The organism is Pseudomonas sp. IT-196MI5, from assembly GCF_949767415.1.
Lineage (GTDB): Bacteria > Pseudomonadota > Gammaproteobacteria > Pseudomonadales > Pseudomonadaceae > Aquipseudomonas.
Genome location: NZ_CATKPZ010000011.1, coordinates 309480 through 329453 on the forward strand (window position 1 = coordinate 309480; position 19974 = coordinate 329453).

A 19974-nucleotide genomic window follows, 5' to 3' on the forward strand; every position below is an offset into this window, starting at 1 on the left:
CCCAAGCGGGCACTTGCACATCGATTGAACTGAGGGGAGACCCTAATGAATTACAACTGGGACTGGGGCGTGTTCTTCAAGTCCACCGGCGTGGGCAGCGAGACCTATTTCGACTGGTACGTGACCGGTTTGGGCTGGACCATCGGCATCGCCATCGCGGCCTGGATCATCGCCCTGACACTGGGCTCGATCCTGGGCGTCATGCGTACCGTGCCGAACCGCATCGTATCGGGCATCGCCACCTGCTACGTCGAACTCTTCCGTAACGTGCCGCTGCTGGTTCAGCTGTTCATCTGGTACTTCCTGGTACCTGACCTGCTGCCGCCGGACCTGCAAGAGTGGTACAAGCAGGATCTGAACCCGACCACCTCGGCCTTTCTCAGTGTCGTGGTGTGCCTGGGCCTGTTCACCACCGCCCGGGTTTGCGAACAGGTGCGTACCGGCATCCAGGCCCTGCCAAAAGGCCAGGAATCCGCGGCCCGCGCCATGGGTTTCAAGCTGCCGCAGATCTACTGGAACGTGCTGCTGCCCCAGGCCTACCGGATCATCATTCCGCCGCTTACCTCGGAATTCCTCAACGTCTTCAAGAACACGTCCGTGGCCTCGCTGATCGGCCTGATGGAACTGCTGGCGCAGACCAAACAGACTGCCGAGTTTTCCGCCAACCTGTTCGAAGCCTTCACCCTGGCCACGCTGATCTACTTCACCCTGAACATGAGCCTGATGCTGCTGATGCGCATGGTCGAGAAGAAAGTCGCCGTGCCGGGCCTGATTTCCGTAGGGGGTAAATGATGGAATTCGACTTCTCGGGCATCATCCCGTCCCTGCCGGGCCTGTGGAACGGCATGATCATGACCCTCAAGCTGATGGCCATGGGCGTGGTCGGCGGGATCATCCTCGGCACCCTCCTGGCATTGATGCGTCTGTCCCACAGCAAAGTGCTGTCGAACATCGCGGGCGCCTACGTCAACTATTTCCGTTCGATCCCGTTGCTGCTGGTCATCACCTGGTTCTACCTGGCGGTGCCGTTCGTGCTGCGCTGGATCACCGGCGAAGACACGCCGATCGGCGCGTTCGCCTCCTGCATCGTGGCCTTCATGATGTTCGAAGCGGCATACTTCTGCGAAATCGTCCGTGCCGGTGTGCAGTCGATTCCCAAGGGCCAGATGGGCGCTGCCCAGGCGCTGGGCATGACGTATGGCCAGATGATGCGTCTGATCATCCTGCCGCAGGCATTCCGCAAGATGACCCCACTGTTGCTACAACAGAGCATCATCCTGTTTCAGGACACCTCGCTGGTCTACGCCGTCGGCCTGGTGGACTTCCTCAATGCTTCGCGCGCCAGTGGCGACATCATTGGCCGCTCCAATGAGTTCCTGGTTTTCGCCGGCCTCGTGTACTTCACCATCAGCTTTGCCGCCTCGCGGCTGGTCAAGCGTCTGCAAAAAAGGTTCGCCGTATGATCTCTATCAAAAGCATCAACAAGTGGTATGGGGACTTCCAGGTACTGACTGATTGCAGCACCGAGGTCAAAAAAGGCGAAGTGATCGTGGTGTGCGGGCCATCCGGTTCCGGCAAATCGACCCTGATCAAGTGCGTCAACGCCCTGGAACCGTTCCAGAAAGGCGACATCGTGGTCGACGGCACCTCCATCGCCGACCCGAAGACCAACCTGCCGAAACTGCGTTCGCGCGTGGGCATGGTGTTCCAGCACTTCGAGCTGTTCCCGCACCTGACCATCACCGAAAACCTGACCATCGCGCAGATCAAGGTGCTGGGCCGCAGCAAGGAAGAGGCCACCAAGAAAGGCCTGCAACTGCTCGAGCGCGTCGGCCTGTCGGCTCACGCCCACAAGCACCCGGGCCAACTGTCCGGTGGCCAGCAACAGCGTGTGGCGATTGCCCGTGCGCTGGCGATGGACCCGATCGTCATGCTGTTCGACGAACCGACCTCGGCGCTGGACCCGGAAATGGTCAACGAAGTGCTCGACGTAATGGTGCAACTGGCCCACGAAGGCATGACCATGATGTGCGTGACCCACGAAATGGGCTTCGCCCGTAAAGTGGCGGACCGGGTGATCTTCATGGATGCCGGCAAGATCATCGAAGACTGCAAGAAAGAGGAGTTCTTCGGCGACATCAACGCCCGCGCCGATCGTACGCAGCACTTCCTCAACAAGATTCTGCAGCACTAAAAGCACTGGGCAATAGCCAGAAGCCGCACCGCCCCCCCTGTGGGAGCGAGCTTGCTCGCGATAGCGGACTGACATTCAACATCAATGTTGACTGTGATGAAGTCATCGCGAGCAAGCTCGCTCCCACAGGGGGCGGCGTGGGCTTGCAGATTTGTGTGGTGGTTGACCCAAGGCATCTGTGATGAAATGCGACCCCAATCTTTATCGCGCAGCAATGCCATCACTCGCCGTGAAACCCCGTCTGATTCGCCATTTGTTCCTGCCACCGCTGATCATCGCCATGATGATCGGACTGGGCTATATCGGCTTCTGGGTCAGTGAGCACTATGGCATTCGCAGCCTTGGCGAGAACGGCCAGCGACAGCTGGAACTGCACGCCCGTGCCGTCGAAAGCGAAATCAGCAAATATACCTACCTGCCCAGCCTGCTGGAGCTCGAAACCAGCGTTTCGCAGTTGCTGGCCGACCCGACCCCGGAACACCGGCAAACGGTCAACGATTACCTCGAAGGCCTGAACCGGCGCAGCCGCAGTCGGGCCATCTACGTGATGGACACCACCGGTCGCGTCATGGCCACCAGCAACTGGCGCGATGTCGACAGTTACCTGGGTGAAGACCTGTCCTTTCGCGCCTATTTCCAGAACGCCGTGCGCGGTCAGCCCGGGCGCTTCTACGGCATCGGCAGTACCAACGGCGAACCCGGTTACTACCTGGCCCATGGCCTGGAAGAACACGGCAAGATCATCGGCGTCGCGGTGGTCAAGGTACGCCTGGAAGCCATGGAAGAACGCTGGCAGCGGGCGCGCCTGGAAGCCTTCGTCAGCGACGAGAACGGCATCATCATTCTCTCCAGCGATCCGGCTCGGCGTTTGAAATCGGTGGTGCCGCTGAGCGAAGAAACCAAGGAAAAACTCGCCCGCAGCCTGCAGTACTACTGGTTCCCGCTCAATGAACTGCAGCCGCTGGCCCGGGAAATTCTGTCCGAAGGCGTGGAAAAACTCACGTTCCCGGCCAACAGCGAACTGGCGTCCGACGATGAAAACATCAGTTACCTGGCGCAAACCCGGCCGCTCAGCGATACGCCGTGGAATTTCACCCTGCTCACGCCGCTCCAGGATTTGCGCCGCGAAGCGATCAACCAGGGGATTCTGGTGGCCGTGGCATTTGCCCTCTGTGCCTTTCTGTTGATCGCCTGGAACGAGCGGCGCAAGGTCATCGCCACCCGTCTCGCGGCCCGGGAAGCCTTGCAGGAAGCCAACAACCAGCTGGAGCGTCGGATTACCGAACGCACCACCGACCTGCGCGCCAGCAACGAACGGCTCAAGGGCCAGATCCGCGAGCGCCGGCTCGCCGAAGAGACCTTGCGCCGTGCCCAGGATGAACTGGTGCAGGCCGGAAAACTCGCGGCCATCGGCCAGATGTCCACCAGCATCGCCCACGAACTGAACCAGCCGCTGGCGGCGCTGCGCACCTTGTCCGGCAATACCGTGCGCTTCCTCGAACGTGGCCAGCTCGATGTGGCCAGCACCAACCTCAAGACCATCAACGAACTGATCGACCGCATGGGCCGGATCACCGCCAGCCTGCGCTCGTTCGCCCGGCGCGGTGACGACAAGGGCCAGGCCTGCCTCGGCAAAGCGGTGGACGCGGCCCTGCAATTGCACAGTGCACGGGTGGAAAACACCCCTCTGCAATTGCACCGCGATTTCGAAGCTGTGCAGGTGCAGATCGACCAGACCCGTCTGGAGCAGATTCTGGTCAACCTCATCGGCAACGCCCTCGACGCCATGCAAGCACAACCGCAACCCGAGTTGTGGCTCGAAGGCGAAGCGTACGATGGCAAATACCGCCTGCGCGTGCGTGACAACGGCCATGGCGTCGACGCCGAAGCGCGCAAGCACCTGTTCGAACCCTTCTTCACCACCAAACCCGGCGAACAGGGCCTGGGCCTTGGCCTGACCCTTTCCGCCAGCCTGGCCGCCGCCACCGGCGGTCACCTGGGTGTCGAGCACCCGTCCAGCGGTGGTACCGCATTCGTCCTCAGTTTACCGTTGGTAAGCCCCACTCCCGCCGAGCCAATATGAACAACGACCTTAGTGTACTGATCGTCGAAGACGACCCCCATGTGCTGCTCGGCTGCCAACAGGCGCTGACCCTGGAAGACATTCCCTGCATTGGCGTGGGCAGCGCCGAAGAAGCCCTGGAGCGGGTCGGCGACGATTTCGCCGGCATCGTCGTCAGCGACATTCGCCTGCCGGGCATCGATGGCCTGGAATTGCTGACCCGGCTCAAGGCCCGCGACCGCAGCCTGCCGGTGGTGCTGATCACCGGGCACGGCGACATTTCCATGGCCGTCGGCGCGATGCAGAAAGGCGCCTACGACTTCATGGAAAAGCCGTTCTCTCCGGAGCGCCTGGTGGACGTGGCCCGCCGCGCCCTGGAGCAACGCAGCCTGGCACGGGAAGTGTCGTCGCTGCGCCGGCAACTGGCCGAACGCGACTCCCTCGAAGGGCGGATCATCGGACGCTCGCCGGCCATGCAGAACCTGCGGGAGCTGATTGCCAACGTCGCCGATACCTCGGCCAACGTGCTGATCGAAGGCGAGACCGGCACCGGCAAGGAGTTGGTCGCGCGCTGCCTGCATGATTTCAGCCGGCGGCACACCAAGCAGTTCGTCGCCTTGAACTGCGGCGGCCTGCCGGAGAACCTCTTCGAAAGCGAAATCTTCGGCCACGAAGCCAACGCCTTTACCGGCGCGGGCAAACGGCGGATCGGCAAGATCGAACACGCCGACGGCGGCACGCTGTTCCTCGACGAAGTGGAAAGCATGCCCCTGCCCTTGCAGATCAAATTGCTGCGGGTATTGCAGGAACGCACCCTCGAACGCCTCGGTTCGAACCAGAGCGTAGCGGTGGATTGCCGGGTGATCGCGGCGACCAAATCCGACCTCGTCGAGTCGAGCAAGGCCGGCGAATTCCGCAGCGACCTGTACTACCGCCTCAACGTGGTGACCCTGGAACTGCCGCCATTGCGCGAACGCCGTGAGGACATCCTGCAACTGTTCGAACACTTTTTGCAGCAGTCGTCCCTGCGCTTCGACCGCGCGGTGCCCGAGCTGGACAACCAGACCGTTTCGAACCTGATGAGCCACGACTGGCCGGGCAACGTGCGTGAACTGCGCAACATTGCCGAGCGCTTTGCCCTGGGCCTGCCGGCGTTCAAGAAAACCGGTGCCGGTGCTGGCAATCAAGGCCTGGCCTTTGCCGAAGCAGTGGAAGCGTTCGAGCGCAACCTGCTCAGCGATGCCTTGCAACGCAGCGGCGGCAACCTGACCCAGGCCAGCCAGGAACTGGGCATGGCCAAGACCACGCTGTTCGACAAAGTGAAAAAATACGGGCTAAGCCACTGATGGACCATGCATTCTCCTGTGGGAGCGAGCTTGCTCGCGATAGCGCCGGATCAGTCGACATCATCGTTGGCTGAAACACCGCTATCGCGAGCAGGCTCGCTCCTACAGGTGATCGGGGGGGGGGGTTAGAGAAGGTTGCGATCGGCCACCGGCTCGATCTGCGCCCAGTGCGAAGTGTCTTCACGGTGCTCGCGCAAATACGGCAACACCGCCGCCAGCAACGGCGCCTTGAACGCCTCCTGGAAGCGATGGGCCAGGCCGGGAATCAGGATCAATTGGCTGCCGCGCAGATGCGCCGCCAGATGCACCCCGTGCATCACCGGCAACAACGGGTCGGCCGTGCCATGCACCACCAGCGCCGGCACCCGCAACTGATTGAGCAACGCCACCCGGCTCGGCTCGGCGAGAATGGCCATGATCTGGCGTTTCACGCCCTCGGGATTGAACGCCCGGTCATAGGACAGCGCCGCCTGATGCAGCAGCACCTGACGATCATCGGTGACCATCGGGCTGCCCAGCGCCGCCAGCAAGTCGGCCTGTTGCTCCAGGGCCACTTCGCGGCTCGGTGCACCGCGCCGGGACAACAACTGCACCAGCGCCGCACTCGGTGCTGGCAAGCCTTCGGCGCCAGAGGTGGTCATGATCAGGGTCAGGCTCTCGATCCGTTGCGGTGCCATGGCCGCCATGTGCTGGGCGATCATCCCGCCCATGCTGGCGCCCAACACGTGGAATTGATCGATGTGCAAAGCGTCCATCAGCCCCAGGCCATCATCGGCCATATCGGTCAGCGAATACGGCGACGACACCGGCAATCCGAGTTTGTAGCGCAGCACTTCGAAGGTCAGGTTGGCTTCGGCCGGCGCTTGCCGCCAGGTCGACAGGCCGACATCGCGGTTGTCATAACGGATCACCCGGAAGCCCTGCTGGCACAGGGCGACCACCACCTCGTCCGGCCAGTGAATCAACTGCCCGCCCAGGCCCATCACCAGCAGCAAGGCCGGGTCCGACGCACGGCCGATGCTCTGGTACGCCAGGCTTACCTGGGCCAGATCCACCCGTTCGGTCGGAACATCGACGTCACAACGCGAAGCCGCCAGGGACGGCAGGCCGAACAGCAGCGCGGCCAACAATACGATTCGTGAAAAGAATGAAGCACCCATGAAAAACACCAAAACGCAGAACCCCAGTAGAGCGCGAGTCTGATGAAGTTTGTTCAAGCGCGCTGCCACAGTTCCATGACAGTTTGATGAAGAGTGCCGGGCGGTCGTCTTCAGGACCGCGTTATCGTTCACCGCGAGCAGGCTCCTGTGTAAAAGAGGGCACTTCTGTCGACAGCCAACCCAACATGAGACAAACTCAACCTTTTCGATTTATCGACAAGTTTTCCTCATGGAGCCCCCGGTGCTTGAAATCCGTCACCTCAAGACCCTGCACGCCTTGCGCGAAGCCGACAGCCTGGTGGATGCGGCCGATCGCCTGCACCTGACCCAGTCGGCCCTGTCTCACCAGTTCAAGGAGCTGGAGGAGCGCATGGGCATGCCGCTGTTCGTGCGCAAGACCAAACCGGTGCGTTTCACCAGCGCCGGTCTGCGCCTGCTGCAATTGGCCGACGCCACCCTGCCGCTGCTGCGCGCCGCCGAGCGAGACATCAGTCGCCTGGCCGGTGGCACCGCCGGGCGCTTGCACATGGCCATCGAATGCCACAGTTGCTTCCAGTGGCTGATGCCGACCATCGACCAGTTCCGCGACGCCTGGCCGGAAGTCGAACTGGATCTGGCCTCGGGCTTCTCCTTCGCTCCCCTGCCAGCCCTGGCCCGTGGCGATCTGGACCTGGTGGTGACCTCCGACCCGGTGGATCTGGCCGGGATCACCTATGTACCGCTGTTCACTTATGAAGCGATGCTCGCGGTGGCCAACCAGCACCGCCTGGCCAGCAAGGCCTACATCGTCCCGGAAGACTTGCTCCCGGAAACCTTGATCACCTACCCGGTGGAACGGGACCGGCTGGACATCTTCACCCGCTTCCTCGAACCCGCCGACATCGAACCGGCCCAGGTCCGCACCTCGGAACTGACGGTGATGATGATGCAACTGGTGGCCAGCGGTCGTGGCGTGTGCGGCATGCCCCATTGGGCACTGCATGAATACAGCTCACGGGGTTATGTGAAGGCCAAGCGGCTGGGGGAGAAGGGTTTGTTCGCCACACTGTATGCGGCGATCCGCGCCGACATGCTGGATGCGCCGTACATGCGCGACTTCCTGCTGACGGCCAAGGACACGTCGTTTTCGACATTGGATGGAGTCAGCGCAGTTCGATAGAGCAACAAAAATCCCTGTAGGAGTGAGCCTGCTCGCGATAGCGGTCCGACATTCAATATCTGCATTGACTGACACGCCGCCATCGCGAGCAGGCTCGCTCCTACAGGGTTCTGCGGTGACTTCAGAGTTCGCGCCACATGTGGATCTTGTCGAAGTAATCCTCCTCTACCCGCACCGCCATCGGTTCCAGGCCGAACTGGACGAAACCGCAGCGCTGGTAGAGGTTGAACGCGGCATCGTTGCCGGCGGTGACGGTCAACTGGATCAGGCGCACCCCCGCATGGCTCTGCGCCTCGGCCAATGCCGCCTGAACCAGTTGATAACCGAGCCCGCGCTGGCGGACCGTCGGTGAAACATACATGCCAAACAGTGTCACCTTGTGCCGGGCCTTTTCCCGAGTCTCGAATGCGAGGCCGATGATGCCGGCCAACCGACCTTCTTCGATCGCCCCGAGCACCAGGTCCAGCTTGCCCGTCAGGCGCGCCTCCCACCAGTCCAGCGGCATTGCCGCCCGCTCGCGCACGCTCGAAGTGAAGGCCTGCGGGTGCAGGTCGTAGGCTTCGAGCATCAGCGCCCGGTAGCCCAGGGCATGGCTGGCATCCAGTCGTTCGATCCACATGCTCAAGCCATCCGTTTTTGCTCAAGCATCAGCCGCAGTGCCAGCCCGGACAACACGAAGCCCATGAAATAGTGCTGCATCGCCAGCCAGGTCGGGTTGTTGACGAACCAGGATGCAACGCGGCAGCGGCAAAAATCAGCAGGTCCTGAAGGCGGGATCATGGGCGAGGTCCTTTGCGTAATGTTCAGGCGATCGCGGTCAGCGATGCCCGATAAAACGGCAGGATCAGGTCCCGTGTCAATGGCGCCAGGCTGAGATCGCCGTCGGTGGCCGGGTCGATCCAGATCACTTCTTCGATCTCTGCCTCCGGGGTGACGTTTGAATCAATACTCAGCTGAAATAGCTCGGCGTGGACGACAAAACCCGGCTCGTTGGCGGCCGGCGCCGAGAAGTGACCGAGGTAAACGGCCTGCGCCGGGTCGATGTCCAGCCCCAGCTCCTCTTCCAGCTCACGGGCCAGCGCATGAACCGGCAATTCATGGGGCTCGATCTTGCCACCCGGCTGCATGAACGCCGTGGTGCCACGCTTGCGTACCAACAGTGTGCGGCCATCAAGGCCGATCAGCAGGGCAGCGGCGATATGGATAATACGCGGTGAAACAGCGGATGCAGATGTCATGTGTCAGCCATGGAGCCTGATGGAAATCACAAGGATCCCATGTCCGACCGTCCGCCGTCATGCCTTGGCCTGAAGCCGCTGCGGGGCCGGTCGGGGAAACCGCTGCCGTCCCAGCGTTCCTGATGGTGCAGGATCAACCGCGCCGCATCCTTCATCGGGGCCAGGGTCATCAGTAGCGATTCGCTCTGCTTCGGATAGCCACGATAGCGGGCGCGGGCCTACGTCCTTTCTTGCCCATGCCTGAATGACAGGCTGGATGAATTTTCCGCCACGGGCGCAAATCATCGCCTTGAACCCGACAGGCGAAGTGACGAACTGACAACTATGCTCACACACTGAATGATATAACCGGCCCGCAAGCAGGCCTGTGGAGGGAAAAAGGATGCTCCCGAAGTTGAACGTGCGCACCCCGGCGGGTGCCGATCAATGAATTTCCGGCTGCCGCAAATCAATCGCCGCATACTCATCGTAGACGACACCGCGTCGATTCATGCCGATTTCGCCAAGATACTCAGCCCGGTCACTGTCGAAGACGACAGTCTGGGACAAACCGAAAGCCTCCTGTTCGGCACCCGGTCCACCACGCAGACCCAACATTTTGAACTGGACTCGGCGTTTCAGGGCCGCGAAGCCCTGGACAAGCTCGAGGCCGCCCTGGCGGATGATCGTCCTTATGCAATGGCATTCATCGATATGCGCATGCCGCCTGGCTGGGACGGCCTGGAGACCATCGAACGGTTGTGGCAGGTCGATCCCAAATTGCAGGTGGCGCTGTGCACCGCCTATTCAGACTACTCCTGGGAGGACATCGATCAACGACTGGCGCTGAACGACCGCCTGCTGATTCTGAAGAAACCCTTCGACGCCATTGAGATACGCCAGATGGCCAGCGCCCTCACGGTCAAATGGCAGATGACCGAAGACGCCGCGCTCAAGATGAACCTGCTGGAACAAGCGGTCCAGGAACGCACCCGGGAACTGTCCGATGCCAATATCATCGTGCAGAACAGCCCGACCATCCTTTACCGGTTACGTGGCGAGCCGTCGTTTCCGCTGATGTACATTTCCCATAACATCACCCGCTACGGTCACATTGCCGCCGATCTGGTGAGCTCGGCCAACTGGGCCCAGCAGTTGATCCACCCGGAAGATCAGGCCAGTGTCGATGCGGCCATGGCCCGGGTGCTGGACCGCCATGCGCTGGGCGCCTCGATTGAATTTCGCCTGCGCACCGGCCAGGGTGCATGGCGCTGGGTGGAGAACCGCTACATTCCCGTACGCGACCATGACGGTCGCCTGCTGGAAGTCGAGGGAATCATTCTCGACATTACCGAACGCCGGTTGGCCGAAGAAAAAATGGCCTTGCTCGCCCGCACGGACGGGCTCACCGGCCTGGCCAACCGCACCACCCTGATCGAACGTCTGCATCAGGCCTTTGCTGCCGCACGCCGAGGCGCAGAGGCATTCGCGGTATTTTATCTGGACCTGGATCACTTCAAGCGGATCAACGACACCCTCGGCCACCCGGTGGGCGATCTGCTGTTGCAGGAAGTGGCCCGGCGCATCAAATCCGGCGTGCGGGAAAACGATGTGGTGGCACGCCTGGGCGGAGACGAGTTCGCGATCCTGCAACTGGACGTCAGCGATCCGACCCAGTCCGCCGCCATGGCGGCCAATATCCGCGATGCACTGCTGACGCCGTACAACCTCGCCGGCAATGCCCTGCATATTTCAGTCAGCATCGGCATCAGTACCTACAGCGTCGCCTGCCTCGACGCCGACAGCCTGCTGAGCCAGGCGGACATGGCGCTGTACCGTTCCAAGGAAATGGGCCGCAACCAATATCACTTCCACTCGCAGGAGATCACCCAGGAGGTGGCCGAGCGCATGGCCATCGCCAATGACTTGATGAAGGCCATCGAGCGCGATGAACTGGCGCTGCATTACGTTCCGGAAGTGGATATGCACAGCGGCAGGATCCTGGGCATGGAAGCGCAAGTGCGCTGGTGCCATCCCCGGCGCGGCGAGCTGCCGGCCTCGGCTTTCGTGCCCGCGGCGGAAAAGACCGGTGCCATCATCCCTCTCGGACGCTGGGTGCTGGATCAGGCCTGCCGGCAGATGAGCCTGTGGCGTAACGAGGGAATGGCGCCCCCCGTGATGGCGATCAAACTGTCCCTGGCGCAGCTCAAGAGTGGTCCGGAACTCATTTACGACGTGCTGCGCACCACTGCGCGATGGGAGCTCGCCCCCTGGGACCTGCGTTTCGACGTGACCGAAGCGACTCTGGCGCAAACCAAGTGGACACAAAACGATGTACTGCCACGCCTGCGTGAGCTGGGGGTGAAAATCGCCATCGATGATTTCGGCACCGAATATTCATCATTCGATTACCTGAAAACCTACCGGGTCAATCACCTGAAGCTCAACCAATCCTTTATCGACGGCGCGACCCAGGATGCGGCTGGCGCCAACGGCCTGCGGGCAATCGTCAACTTCGCCCGGGACCTGGGTATCGGCATCATTACCGAAGGCGTCCAGCCGTCGGATCGGCCCCGCACGCCAGAGTCAGCCGCCCCGCTATCAAGCGCGCAAGGCCTCTACTTCAGCGAGGCCGTGAATCCTGAACAAGCGACCCGACTGCTCAAGGACGGGAGCATAGGTCCCCCGTCCTCCAGGGAGGATGAGGGATGAAAGCAATTTTCCCCCCGACCAACCGACGTATTCTCATCATTGACGATGCACCGGCGATCCATGCCGACTTTCGCAAGATCCTCACCCCGGACACCAGCGACGATGTGGAACTGGACAGCCTCGAACACTCACTGTTCGGGACTCGGCAATCACCACGTCTCACCTTCCAGATCGACTCCGCCTACCAGGGCAAGGAAGCCCTGGAGCTGGTCGAACGTGCACTGGCCGATAGCCGCCCCTATGCCCTGGCATTTATCGACATGCGTATGCCGCCCGGCTGGGACGGCCTGGAAACCATTGAACACCTCTGGAATGCCGACCCGAACCTGCAAATTGCCTTGTGCACCGCCTATACCGACTACAGCTGGGAGGCCATGGCCGAACGACTGGAGTTCGGTGACCAGTTACTGATTCTGAAAAAACCTTTCGACACCCTGGAAATCCGCCAGATGGCCAATGCCCTGACCTGGAAATGGCAGCTGGCACAGGACGCGGCGCTGAAGTTGTTGAGCCTTGAGCAGACCATCGAGGCACGGGTCCACGAACTGCTCAAGGTGTCGCACCTGCTACAGTACGACGCCCTCACAGGGCTGCCCAACAGCACATTGCTGGGTGATCGACTGAGCCAGTCGCTGGCCACTTGCCGACGCCATGACAAGCATCTGGTGGTGATGTTTCTCGGGCTCGACCGGTTCAAGCGCATCAACAACGCTCTGGGCCACCCGGCCGGGGACGAAATGCTCAAACGGGTCGGGCAACAACTGCTCAAGTACGTACGAGAGACCGACTCGGTCTTTCGCTATGGCGCCGATGAATTCGTGGTGATCCTCAGCGACATCAACCACCCCCAGCAGACCCGTGGCATCGCCGAAAAACTGCTGAGTGCCGTGCGTAGCCCACAGTCGATCGCCGGCCAGGAGATCAGCATCACCGCCAGCCTGGGCATCAGCATTTATCCCGATGACGGGTTAGAGGCCATTGACCTGATCAAAAAAGCCGAATCCGCCATGCGCAACATCAAGGAAAGCGGCCCGAACGACATCGGTTTTTTCATCGAAGCCATGAACCAGCGTGCCCGGGAGCAGCAGAGCATCGAGTCGGGTATTCGTCAGGCCCTGCAAAAGCACGAATTCGTCCTGCACTACCAACCGAAAATCGAACTGCGCAGCGGAAGGGTGGTTGGTGCCGAGGCGCTGGTGCGCTGGCAAAAACCCGGGGGTGGCTGGATCTATCCTTCCGAGTTCATCCCCGTGGCCGAAGACAGCGGCCTGATCGTGCCACTGAGCAAGTGGGTATTGGCCGAAGCCTGTCGCCAGACACGACGCTGGCAAGCAGCCGGACTGCCGGCGATCCGCATGTCGGTCAACACATCGGCCATCGACTTTCGTCAACGTGATTTCGTCGAAGGCATCGAACAGATACTCCAACAGACGGGAATGCCCCCCTGCCTGCTGGAACTGGAAATAACCGAAGGTGTACTGATGCAGAACGTCGAGGCGACCATGACCGCGTTGCACCGGCTCAAGACGCTGGGAGTGTGGCTGGCCATCGATGACTTCGGCACCGGCTATTCCAGCTTGAGCTATCTGCGCCGGTTCCCCATCGATGTGCTGAAAATCGATCAGTCGTTCATTCGCGGCCTGAGCAATGACACCAACGATGCCGCCCTGGTCGGCGCGATCATCAGCCTGGGCAGGAGCCTGGAACTGAATGTCGTCGCCGAAGGCATCGAGACCGAGGAACAACTGGCGTTTCTCAAGGCCCATCAATGTGAGGAAGGCCAAGGTTACTACTTCAGCAAGGCCTTGCCGGCAGACGCTTTTGCGCGGCTGCTGGCCGTCGGATGGGCGGAACAGCGAGACGACTCATGAACAGCCAGAAACTGCAGCCCGGCGTCGAGTTTTCCAGGCAATCGCCTGTGCCCCTTGCGCATCGAGCGCTTGCGCTGCTGCTTTACGGTTTCTGCGCAGTCGCCGGTGCCGCGCCGCTGGACGAACCGCTCAAACCTTTGCCCGAGATACCGAAACAGAACCCCAATCAGGTCGAACTCGGTCGCAGGCTCTTCAGTGATCCGCGCCTGTCGGTCAACAACACCCTGTCCTGCGCCAGTTGTCATCAACTGGACAAGAGCGGGGCCGACACCCGCGCATTTTCCCTCGGCTTCGATGGACAACCGGTATCGATCAACACGCCGACGGTGTTCAACGCCAGCCTCAACTTTCGCCAGTTCTGGGACGGTCGCGTCGAAACCCTCGAGGCGCAGAGCAACGTGGTCATTACCAGTCCCCACGAAATGGGCAGTGACTGGAACACCATCGTCCGGCGGATTTCCGAAGATGCAGACTACCGCGCAGGCTTCAGCGCGGCGTACCCGGATGCAGTGACCAAGACCAACATACAGGGCGCCCTGGCCGCCTACGAGCGCACTTTGCTCACGCCCGGATCCCGTTTCGATCAATACCTGCTGGGCAATACGGACATCCTGACCCTCGAGGAGAAATACGGCTATCAGCGCTTCAAGGACTACGGCTGCATTGCCTGTCATCAGGGCGTGAACATCGGTGGCAACATGTTCCAGAAATTCGGGGTGTTCGGTGATTACATCGCCGATCGCGGCAACCCGACCGTGGCCGACCAGGGACGGTTCAACATCACCGGTGACGAAGCGGATCGCTCGGTGTTCAAGGTCCCGAGCCTGCGCAACGTCGCGCTGACCGCCCCCTACTTTCACGACGGCTCGGCGCCCACCCTCGAAAGAGCCGTGGACGTCATGTTCCAGTATCAGTTGGGGCGCATGCCGAGCGCGGAAGACAAAGCGTTGATCATCAAGTTCCTCAAGACCCTGAGCGGAAAAAGGGAGGGGCAGCCATGAGAAAAATTTCTCGTCGCGCCAGCCTGCTGTTTCTCGGGATCATCGCCGTGACCCTGGCTTCCGCACTGGTCTTTCTCTACCTCAAATCCAGCTCGGCACGGACCGTGGCATACACCGAGTCCCGGGATCTGGTACGCCAGATCAAACAGCAGGACTCACGGTGGGAAACCGAGATCCTCAAATCCAGGGTGGCGATTTCGCACAACTACGACCCTCTGGTTTCCCCCATGAACGAGATGAACCGGCTGTGGGAACGCTTCGACACCATGGAGTCCGGCCATGGCCGCAACAACTCACGGCAATGGGACGATGCCCACGAGGGTTTTCTGCAGGCGATGCAGGAAAAGACCCATCTGGTGGAGCGGTTCAAGTCGCACAACGCCTTGTTGCGCAACTCCCTGGCCTTCCTGCCCACCGCCGAGGACGACATCCAGGCGCAACTGTCCAACCTGCCTGACCTCGACAAGCTGCAAGTGCAGAACATCGCCACCGACACCTATGACCTGTTGCTCAGCGCCCTGGAGTTCGCGCAGGTCACCTCCGCCGACAAGGCCGCCGACATTCAGGTGGGGCTGAGCAAACTGACGGTGAACATGCAGCGCTTGCCCGTGGAATTTCACGCCCCGATCAGGGTCCTGAGCAATCACGTTGCCTTGATTTTGCGTGAGCAGCCGATCGTCAACGGCTTGCTCGAAGAGATCGAAGCGGTTCCGGTGGCCGATCGTCTGGACAACATCACCAGCATGCTTGACCGTGATCAGCAACAAGCCGAGAAGACCGACAAGCAGTACCATTTCTACCTGTTGCTGCTTTCCGTCTTGCTGGTGCTGGTATTGATCTGGCTGACCATCCGCCTGATCCGCAGCTTCGCCGAGATCAATCGGGTCAATTCGGCCTTGCAGACCGCCAACGACGTGCTCGAACAACGGGTCGAGGAGCGTACCCGCGAGCTCAGGAATGCCCAGAGCGCACTGCTCGACGCCGCACGCCAGGCCGGCATGGCCGAAATCGCGACCAATGTGCTGCACAACGTCGGCAACGTGCTCAATAGCGTGAACATCTCTTCCGACCTGATTGCGCGAAAGCTTCGCAGCAGCAAGACCCAGGGCCTGGGCAAGGCAATGCAACTGATTAACGAACACCCGCAAGACCTTGGGCATTTCCTGACTCAGGACGACAAGGGCAAGCTGCTACCCGGTTATCTCAATCAACTGGTCGACGCCATTGCCCAGGAACAGCAGGAAATGGCCGACGAACTGGGGCTGATGAGCAAGAGCGTCGACCACATCAAGGACATCGTTGCCACCCAGCAATCCTATGCCGGTACCAGCAGCATGACGGAACCGCTGTACATCAGCGAACTGCTCGAGGACGCCCTGCACATGAATGCCGGTGCGCTGACCCGGCACCACGTCACCGTGATCAGGGAATACAGCGAGGTGCCTCAGGTGATGGTTGACAAGCACCGCTTGCTGCTGATCCTGATCAACCTGATCAGCAATGCCAAGTACGCAATGTCCGACCTCGGCAACCGGTCAAGGGAATTGACCCTCGGTGTGCGAATCATCGACGACACTTTCCTGGAAATCAGCGTCAGGGATGATGGCGAAGGTATCGCCCCGGAAAATATGACGCGGATTTTTGCCCACGGTTTCACCACCCGCAAGGAAGGTCATGGTTTCGGCCTGCACAGCTGCGCGCTGGCGGCCATCGAGATGAACGGCCACCTCACCGCCCACAGCGACGGTCCGGGCCTGGGCGCGCTGTTTACCTTGCAGATACCGCTGATCACCGTAACGGAGAACGCATAACTGGGGGCCGGTACTACATTTCGCGTACAACTTCCGCTACGCCAAACCCGACCGGCCGCCTGACGGCGCCTCAGAGCGCTTCCTGGAAATCCATCTCCGGCGGCTGCCGACGGAAACCGCCGGTCAACACCGCCAGGTACACCACGCCAATCGCCAGCCAGCTCAACCCCAGATAAACCGCCAGATGATCGAGGCTGACCATCAGCCACAAATCCGCCACCAGACCTATGAACGGGAACAGCAGGAACAGCACGAATTCGCGCGGGCCTTTTTTCTCGCCACCGATCCAGTAATGGAAGATCACCGACAGGTTGACCAGGCTGAACGCCAGGAACGCGCCGAAATTGATGAACGAGGTCGAGGTGGTGACGTCCAGTTTCAGTGCCAGCAACGCCACCACCGCGCACAGCAGGATGCTGTTGATCGGCGTGCCGAAGCGCTCGTGCAAGGTGCCGAAAAACGCTTTCGGCAGCACCCCGTCGCGGCCCATGGCATACAGCAGCCGCGAACCGCTGGCCTGGGCCGACAGCCCCGAAGCGAACTGGCCGACGATCAGGCCGATCAGGAAGATCGAAACGAACAGGTCGCCACCAATGTTGCGGGCAATTTCATAGGCTGCCGAGTCGACGCTGTCGAACTGGAACGACGGATGGGCGATCTGCACGAAGTACGACACGCCGACGAAAACCAGCCCGCCGATCAGGGTAATCAGCATGATCGCCCGGGGAATGGTACGCCGTGGATCGCGGGTTTCTTCGGTCAGGGTGCTGACCGCGTCGAAACCGAGAAACGAGTAACAGGCGATGGCCGCGCCGCTCATGATCAACGGCATCTGCATGTCGCCATTGAAGAATGGCTTGATCGACCACAACGGCGTGCTCGCATCGCCGTCGACGTAATGCACGCACAACGCGACGAAGGCGATCAGCACCAGGAACTGCACCAGCATCAGCAAGGCATTGATGCCATTGGCCAGTTTCAGCCCGACGATGTTGATCGCGCTGGTGATGCCGATGAACGCCAGTACCCAGATCCACTGCGGCACCGCCGGGAATGCGGAGTTGAGGTAGGCCGCGCCGATCAGCCAGATCGCCATCGGCAGGAACAGGTAATCGAGCAGCACCGCCCAACCGGCGATGAACCCGAGTTTCGGGCTGATGGCCTTGCGCACATAGCTGTAGGCCGAGCCGGCCACCGGGAATGCCGAGGCCATGCGCCCGTAGCTCATGGCGGTGAAAAACATTGCCACCAGCGCCGCGAGGTACGCGGCCGGCACCATGCCGGCGGTGGATTGGGCAAGGATGCCAAAGGTGCCGAGGACAATGATCGGCGTCATATAGGCGATGCCAAACAGCACCACCGACCCCAGTGACAGGGTGCGTTGCAAACGAGCCATGAGCGACTACTCCGAATTTTATTGGATTTATGGCAGAGCCGAGTTCGGCGCAAATTACGGGTGTTGTGTTGTTGTTCTTGGGTGAATGGTCAAACAGGTGTGTCGTCTGTCAGGACCCCATCGCGAGCAAGCTCGCTCCCACAGGATTTGTGTCGTTCACAAAACCTGAATCCACTGAAGTCCCCCTGTGGGAGCGAGCTTGCTCGCGATGGCGTCAGCCCGGTCGACAAGCAATCCGGATCAGCGCACAGGAATCAGCAGCTCCCGCACCCCGCCAACCTGCTCAACCACCTCCCCCGGCAACCTCAGCCGCTGATCATCCAGATACCGATAATCCTGGCGCGCCGCCGTCAACCGGTGCAGGTCCAGTTCGACCGCGAACTGCCCTTCCTCGCGTCCGGCTTCGAACAACAAGGTGCCCAGCGGATCGACCAATGCGCTGCCACCGGCAAACAACAAGCCACCGTCACCCTCTTGCACCCGGTTGACCATCAGCGCAAACGCCTGGTTTTCCTGGGCGCGGGCCATGATCGCGGTGCGGTGGGTCGGGCCGTACGGGTCCATGTTGCCGTTGGTGACGATCAACAATTCGGCGCCCAACTGCGCCAGGGCGCGAGCGCTTTCGGGGAATTCGATGTCGTAGCAAATCAGCAGGCCCACGCGCACGCCGTTCCACAGGCAAGTGGCGTAGCGATCGCCCGCCTCGTAGACCCCGCGATCCGAAGCCCACAAGTGCGTCTTGCGGTATTTCAGCGCGATGCCTTCAGGAGTGATCAGCAGCGTGGTGTTGTAGAAACGGCCGTTGTCGTTCTCGGCCATGCCGATGGCCACGGCGATATCGCGCTGGCGGGCGGCGGCGATCACCGCACTGACGGACGGCCCGTCCAACGCCTCGGCCACCTCGGCCACGGACTGCGCCGAAGGGAAACCCATCAAGTGGCCTTCAGGGAACAGAATCAGTTGCGTATCGGCAGCGCTCGCGGCAATGGCCGCCAGGGTGCGCTCGAGGTTGTAAGCCGTGTCGTTGTCACGGCCTGCCAATTGGGCGAGTTCGACCTTCATGGGTATTCCTTGTCATGGGCCGGGCGGCAGAAAGATTGCCCGGTCGGTGTCTGTGCGCCAGTATGCGCAGCAAGCAACCGGGCGGGGAATTACGCCGCTGGGGTAACACGATAGGGGTAGATGCATGACACTCTCGTTGGACGACATCGCCTGGCACCGCTCGGTGGGGCAACTGATCGACGCCCTGGACAAGCCCAATTTCTGGACCCAGCTTGTCCGGTTGCTGGACCAGTACGTGCCCTTCGACAGCTGGGTGGCCCTGCTTTTCAGTGCCGACCAGCGCCCGCAGGTGTTTGCCGAGTGCCCCGGCGAGGATGGCAGCCCTGATCAACTGTTCCAGGATTACCTGCGCGGCCTGTATCTGCTCGACCCCTTCTACATCGCCTGCCGCGAGCAATCGCGCACCGGGCTGTATCGCCTGTCCGAAGTGGCCCCGGAGCACTTCGAGCTGACCGAGTATTACCAGCGCTACTTTCGTCTGAATGTGGTGGCCGACGAAATCCAGTTCAATTGTCAGCTTGAGGGCGAGCGCACGCTGTGCCTGTCGCTGGGTAGCACGCAGCGCTTCAGCGGCCAGCAGATTGCCTTGTTGTCGTTGATCCAGCCGTGGGTGCTCGGCCTGTTGCGCCAACGTCTACCCTATGAAATCAACGAGGTCGTGGCCCTGGCCCCTGCACCAGCGCAAGCCGATTGGCGGGTACAGCTGGAGGCCTCGGTGCAGCAACTCAAAGGCGCGCAGTTGACGGCCCGGGAGCTGGATGTCGGGCGTTTGATGCTCAGCGGTTGCTCCAGTAAAGAAATCGCCCGTAAGCTGGAAATCTCGGTCGAAACCGTGAAGGTCCACAAGAAACACATGTACAGCAAGCTGGGGATCAAATCCCAGTCCGAGCTGTTTTCGATTTTTCTCCAGGCACAAAATGCCTGAACAGCATGTGGATTGCTTTGCTTTTCTGTGGGAGCGAGCTTGCTCGCGATAGCGGTTT

The 19974-nt window shown here is 61.0% G+C and carries 16 protein-coding genes and 2 pseudogenes; 11 read left to right on the top strand and 7 right to left on the bottom strand.

Features of this window, described 5'->3' with window-relative positions; genetic code table 11:
• Positions 1-45 precede the first annotated feature (45 nt).
• The 5 genes from ACM6IK_RS08985 to ACM6IK_RS09005 all read left to right on the top strand — a co-directional run bounded on the left by ACM6IK_RS08985 (position 46) and on the right by ACM6IK_RS09005 (position 5602).
• Positions 46-792 (top strand): amino acid ABC transporter permease, encoded by a 747-nt coding sequence (locus tag ACM6IK_RS08985; protein WP_223458269.1) that lies wholly within the window; start codon positions 46-48, stop codon positions 790-792.
• Positions 792-1463, top strand: coding sequence for an amino acid ABC transporter permease (locus ACM6IK_RS08990; RefSeq protein ID WP_414874017.1), 672 nt, complete (start codon positions 792-794; stop codon positions 1461-1463). The genes ACM6IK_RS08985 and ACM6IK_RS08990 overlap by 1 nt, the downstream gene beginning before the upstream one ends.
• The gene (locus ACM6IK_RS08995; protein WP_007985725.1) at positions 1460-2194 is read left to right on the top strand and encodes an amino acid ABC transporter ATP-binding protein; all 735 of its coding nucleotides are present in this window, start codon (positions 1460-1462) and stop codon (positions 2192-2194) included. Before ACM6IK_RS08990 ends, ACM6IK_RS08995 begins: the two co-directional genes overlap by 4 nt.
• Positions 2195-2375: 181 nt before the next feature.
• Positions 2376-4277, top strand: a complete 1902-nt coding sequence (locus tag ACM6IK_RS09000; protein WP_414874018.1) for a sensor histidine kinase — start codon at positions 2376-2378, stop codon at positions 4275-4277.
• The gene (locus ACM6IK_RS09005; protein WP_414874019.1) at positions 4274-5602 is read left to right on the top strand and encodes a sigma-54-dependent transcriptional regulator; all 1329 of its coding nucleotides are present in this window, start codon (positions 4274-4276) and stop codon (positions 5600-5602) included. The genes ACM6IK_RS09000 and ACM6IK_RS09005 overlap by 4 nt, the downstream gene beginning before the upstream one ends.
• A gap of 125 nt (positions 5603-5727) precedes the next feature.
• Here the strand turns inward: ACM6IK_RS09005 and ACM6IK_RS09010 are convergent, their stop codons facing one another.
• Positions 5728-6762 carry an alpha/beta fold hydrolase gene (locus tag ACM6IK_RS09010; protein WP_414874020.1) on the bottom strand — a complete coding sequence of 345 codons (1035 nt, stop codon included), beginning with the start codon at positions 6760-6762 and terminating at the stop codon, positions 5728-5730.
• A gap of 241 nt (positions 6763-7003) precedes the next feature.
• Here ACM6IK_RS09010 and metR point away from each other — a divergent pair, with 241 nt between their 5' ends.
• Positions 7004-7921 carry a transcriptional regulator MetR gene (metR, locus tag ACM6IK_RS09015; RefSeq protein WP_007985733.1) on the top strand — a complete coding sequence of 306 codons (918 nt, stop codon included), beginning with the start codon at positions 7004-7006 and terminating at the stop codon, positions 7919-7921.
• A 121-nt stretch (positions 7922-8042) separates the two neighbouring features.
• Here the strand turns inward: metR and ACM6IK_RS09020 are convergent, their stop codons facing one another.
• From ACM6IK_RS09020 to ACM6IK_RS09035, 4 genes and pseudogenes are all read right to left on the bottom strand, one after another.
• Positions 8043-8540: a GNAT family N-acetyltransferase gene (locus ACM6IK_RS09020; RefSeq protein ID WP_414874021.1), complete on the bottom strand. Its 498-nt coding sequence runs from the start codon at positions 8538-8540 to the stop codon at positions 8043-8045.
• A 2-nt stretch (positions 8541-8542) separates the two neighbouring features.
• A pseudogene (locus ACM6IK_RS09025) lies at positions 8543-8659 on the bottom strand (LysE family translocator); the annotation flags it as partial.
• 65 nt (positions 8660-8724) lie between these two features.
• A complete protein-coding gene (locus ACM6IK_RS09030) occupies positions 8725-9159 on the bottom strand; it encodes an NUDIX hydrolase (RefSeq protein WP_414874022.1) in 435 nt (144 codons plus the stop codon).
• A gap of 89 nt (positions 9160-9248) precedes the next feature.
• Positions 9249-9374, bottom strand: a pseudogene (locus ACM6IK_RS09035) (HD domain-containing phosphohydrolase); the annotation flags it as partial.
• A gap of 211 nt (positions 9375-9585) precedes the next feature.
• Between ACM6IK_RS09035 and ACM6IK_RS09040 the strand changes: the two are divergent.
• The 4 genes from ACM6IK_RS09040 to ACM6IK_RS09055 are packed head-to-tail and all read left to right on the top strand — an operon-like array spanning position 9586 to position 16533.
• Complete coding sequence (locus tag ACM6IK_RS09040) at positions 9586-11850, top strand: EAL domain-containing protein (protein ID WP_414874023.1); 2265 nt, start codon at positions 9586-9588, stop codon at positions 11848-11850.
• A complete protein-coding gene (locus ACM6IK_RS09045) occupies positions 11847-13721 on the top strand; it encodes a putative bifunctional diguanylate cyclase/phosphodiesterase (protein WP_414874024.1) in 1875 nt (624 codons plus the stop codon). Before ACM6IK_RS09040 ends, ACM6IK_RS09045 begins: the two co-directional genes overlap by 4 nt.
• Positions 13718-14722 carry a cytochrome-c peroxidase gene (locus tag ACM6IK_RS09050; RefSeq protein WP_414874025.1) on the top strand — a complete coding sequence of 335 codons (1005 nt, stop codon included), beginning with the start codon at positions 13718-13720 and terminating at the stop codon, positions 14720-14722. Before ACM6IK_RS09045 ends, ACM6IK_RS09050 begins: the two co-directional genes overlap by 4 nt.
• A complete protein-coding gene (locus ACM6IK_RS09055; protein WP_414874026.1) occupies positions 14719-16533 on the top strand; it encodes a DAHL domain-containing protein in 1815 nt (604 codons plus the stop codon). Before ACM6IK_RS09050 ends, ACM6IK_RS09055 begins: the two co-directional genes overlap by 4 nt.
• Before the next feature lie 70 nt (positions 16534-16603).
• Here the strand turns inward: ACM6IK_RS09055 and ACM6IK_RS09060 are convergent, their stop codons facing one another.
• Together ACM6IK_RS09060 and ACM6IK_RS09065 are read right to left on the bottom strand one after the other, a co-directional pair.
• Complete coding sequence (locus tag ACM6IK_RS09060; protein WP_414874027.1) at positions 16604-17929, bottom strand: APC family permease; 1326 nt, start codon at positions 17927-17929, stop codon at positions 16604-16606.
• A gap of 240 nt (positions 17930-18169) precedes the next feature.
• Complete coding sequence (locus ACM6IK_RS09065; protein ID WP_414874028.1) at positions 18170-18991, bottom strand: carbon-nitrogen hydrolase family protein; 822 nt, start codon at positions 18989-18991, stop codon at positions 18170-18172.
• 124 nt (positions 18992-19115) lie between these two features.
• Between ACM6IK_RS09065 and ACM6IK_RS09070 the strand changes: the two genes are divergently transcribed.
• The gene (locus ACM6IK_RS09070) at positions 19116-19916 is read left to right on the top strand and encodes a response regulator transcription factor (RefSeq protein ID WP_414874029.1); all 801 of its coding nucleotides are present in this window, start codon (positions 19116-19118) and stop codon (positions 19914-19916) included.
• The last annotated feature ends 58 nt before the right edge of the window (positions 19917-19974 follow it).

Coding starts and splice junctions, on each gene's coding strand:
- ACM6IK_RS08985 (WP_223458269.1), top strand. CDS start 46: ATGAATTACAACTGGGACTGGGGCGTGTTCTTCAAGTCCACCGGCGTG.
- ACM6IK_RS08990 (WP_414874017.1), top strand. CDS start 792: ATGGAATTCGACTTCTCGGGCATCATCCCGTCCCTGCCGGGCCTGTGG.
- ACM6IK_RS08995 (WP_007985725.1), top strand. CDS start 1,460: ATGATCTCTATCAAAAGCATCAACAAGTGGTATGGGGACTTCCAGGTA.
- ACM6IK_RS09000 (WP_414874018.1), top strand. CDS start 2,376: ATGAAATGCGACCCCAATCTTTATCGCGCAGCAATGCCATCACTCGCC.
- ACM6IK_RS09005 (WP_414874019.1), top strand. CDS start 4,274: ATGAACAACGACCTTAGTGTACTGATCGTCGAAGACGACCCCCATGTG.
- ACM6IK_RS09010 (WP_414874020.1), bottom strand. CDS start 6,762: ATGGGTGCTTCATTCTTTTCACGAATCGTATTGTTGGCCGCGCTGCTG.
- ACM6IK_RS09020 (WP_414874021.1), bottom strand. CDS start 8,540: ATGTGGATCGAACGACTGGATGCCAGCCATGCCCTGGGCTACCGGGCG.
- ACM6IK_RS09030 (WP_414874022.1), bottom strand. CDS start 9,159: ATGACATCTGCATCCGCTGTTTCACCGCGTATTATCCATATCGCCGCT.
- ACM6IK_RS09040 (WP_414874023.1), top strand. CDS start 9,586: ATGAATTTCCGGCTGCCGCAAATCAATCGCCGCATACTCATCGTAGAC.
- ACM6IK_RS09045 (WP_414874024.1), top strand. CDS start 11,847: ATGAAAGCAATTTTCCCCCCGACCAACCGACGTATTCTCATCATTGAC.
- ACM6IK_RS09050 (WP_414874025.1), top strand. CDS start 13,718: ATGAACAGCCAGAAACTGCAGCCCGGCGTCGAGTTTTCCAGGCAATCG.
- ACM6IK_RS09055 (WP_414874026.1), top strand. CDS start 14,719: ATGAGAAAAATTTCTCGTCGCGCCAGCCTGCTGTTTCTCGGGATCATC.
- ACM6IK_RS09060 (WP_414874027.1), bottom strand. CDS start 17,929: ATGGCTCGTTTGCAACGCACCCTGTCACTGGGGTCGGTGGTGCTGTTT.
- ACM6IK_RS09065 (WP_414874028.1), bottom strand. CDS start 18,991: ATGAAGGTCGAACTCGCCCAATTGGCAGGCCGTGACAACGACACGGCT.
- ACM6IK_RS09070 (WP_414874029.1), top strand. CDS start 19,116: ATGACACTCTCGTTGGACGACATCGCCTGGCACCGCTCGGTGGGGCAA.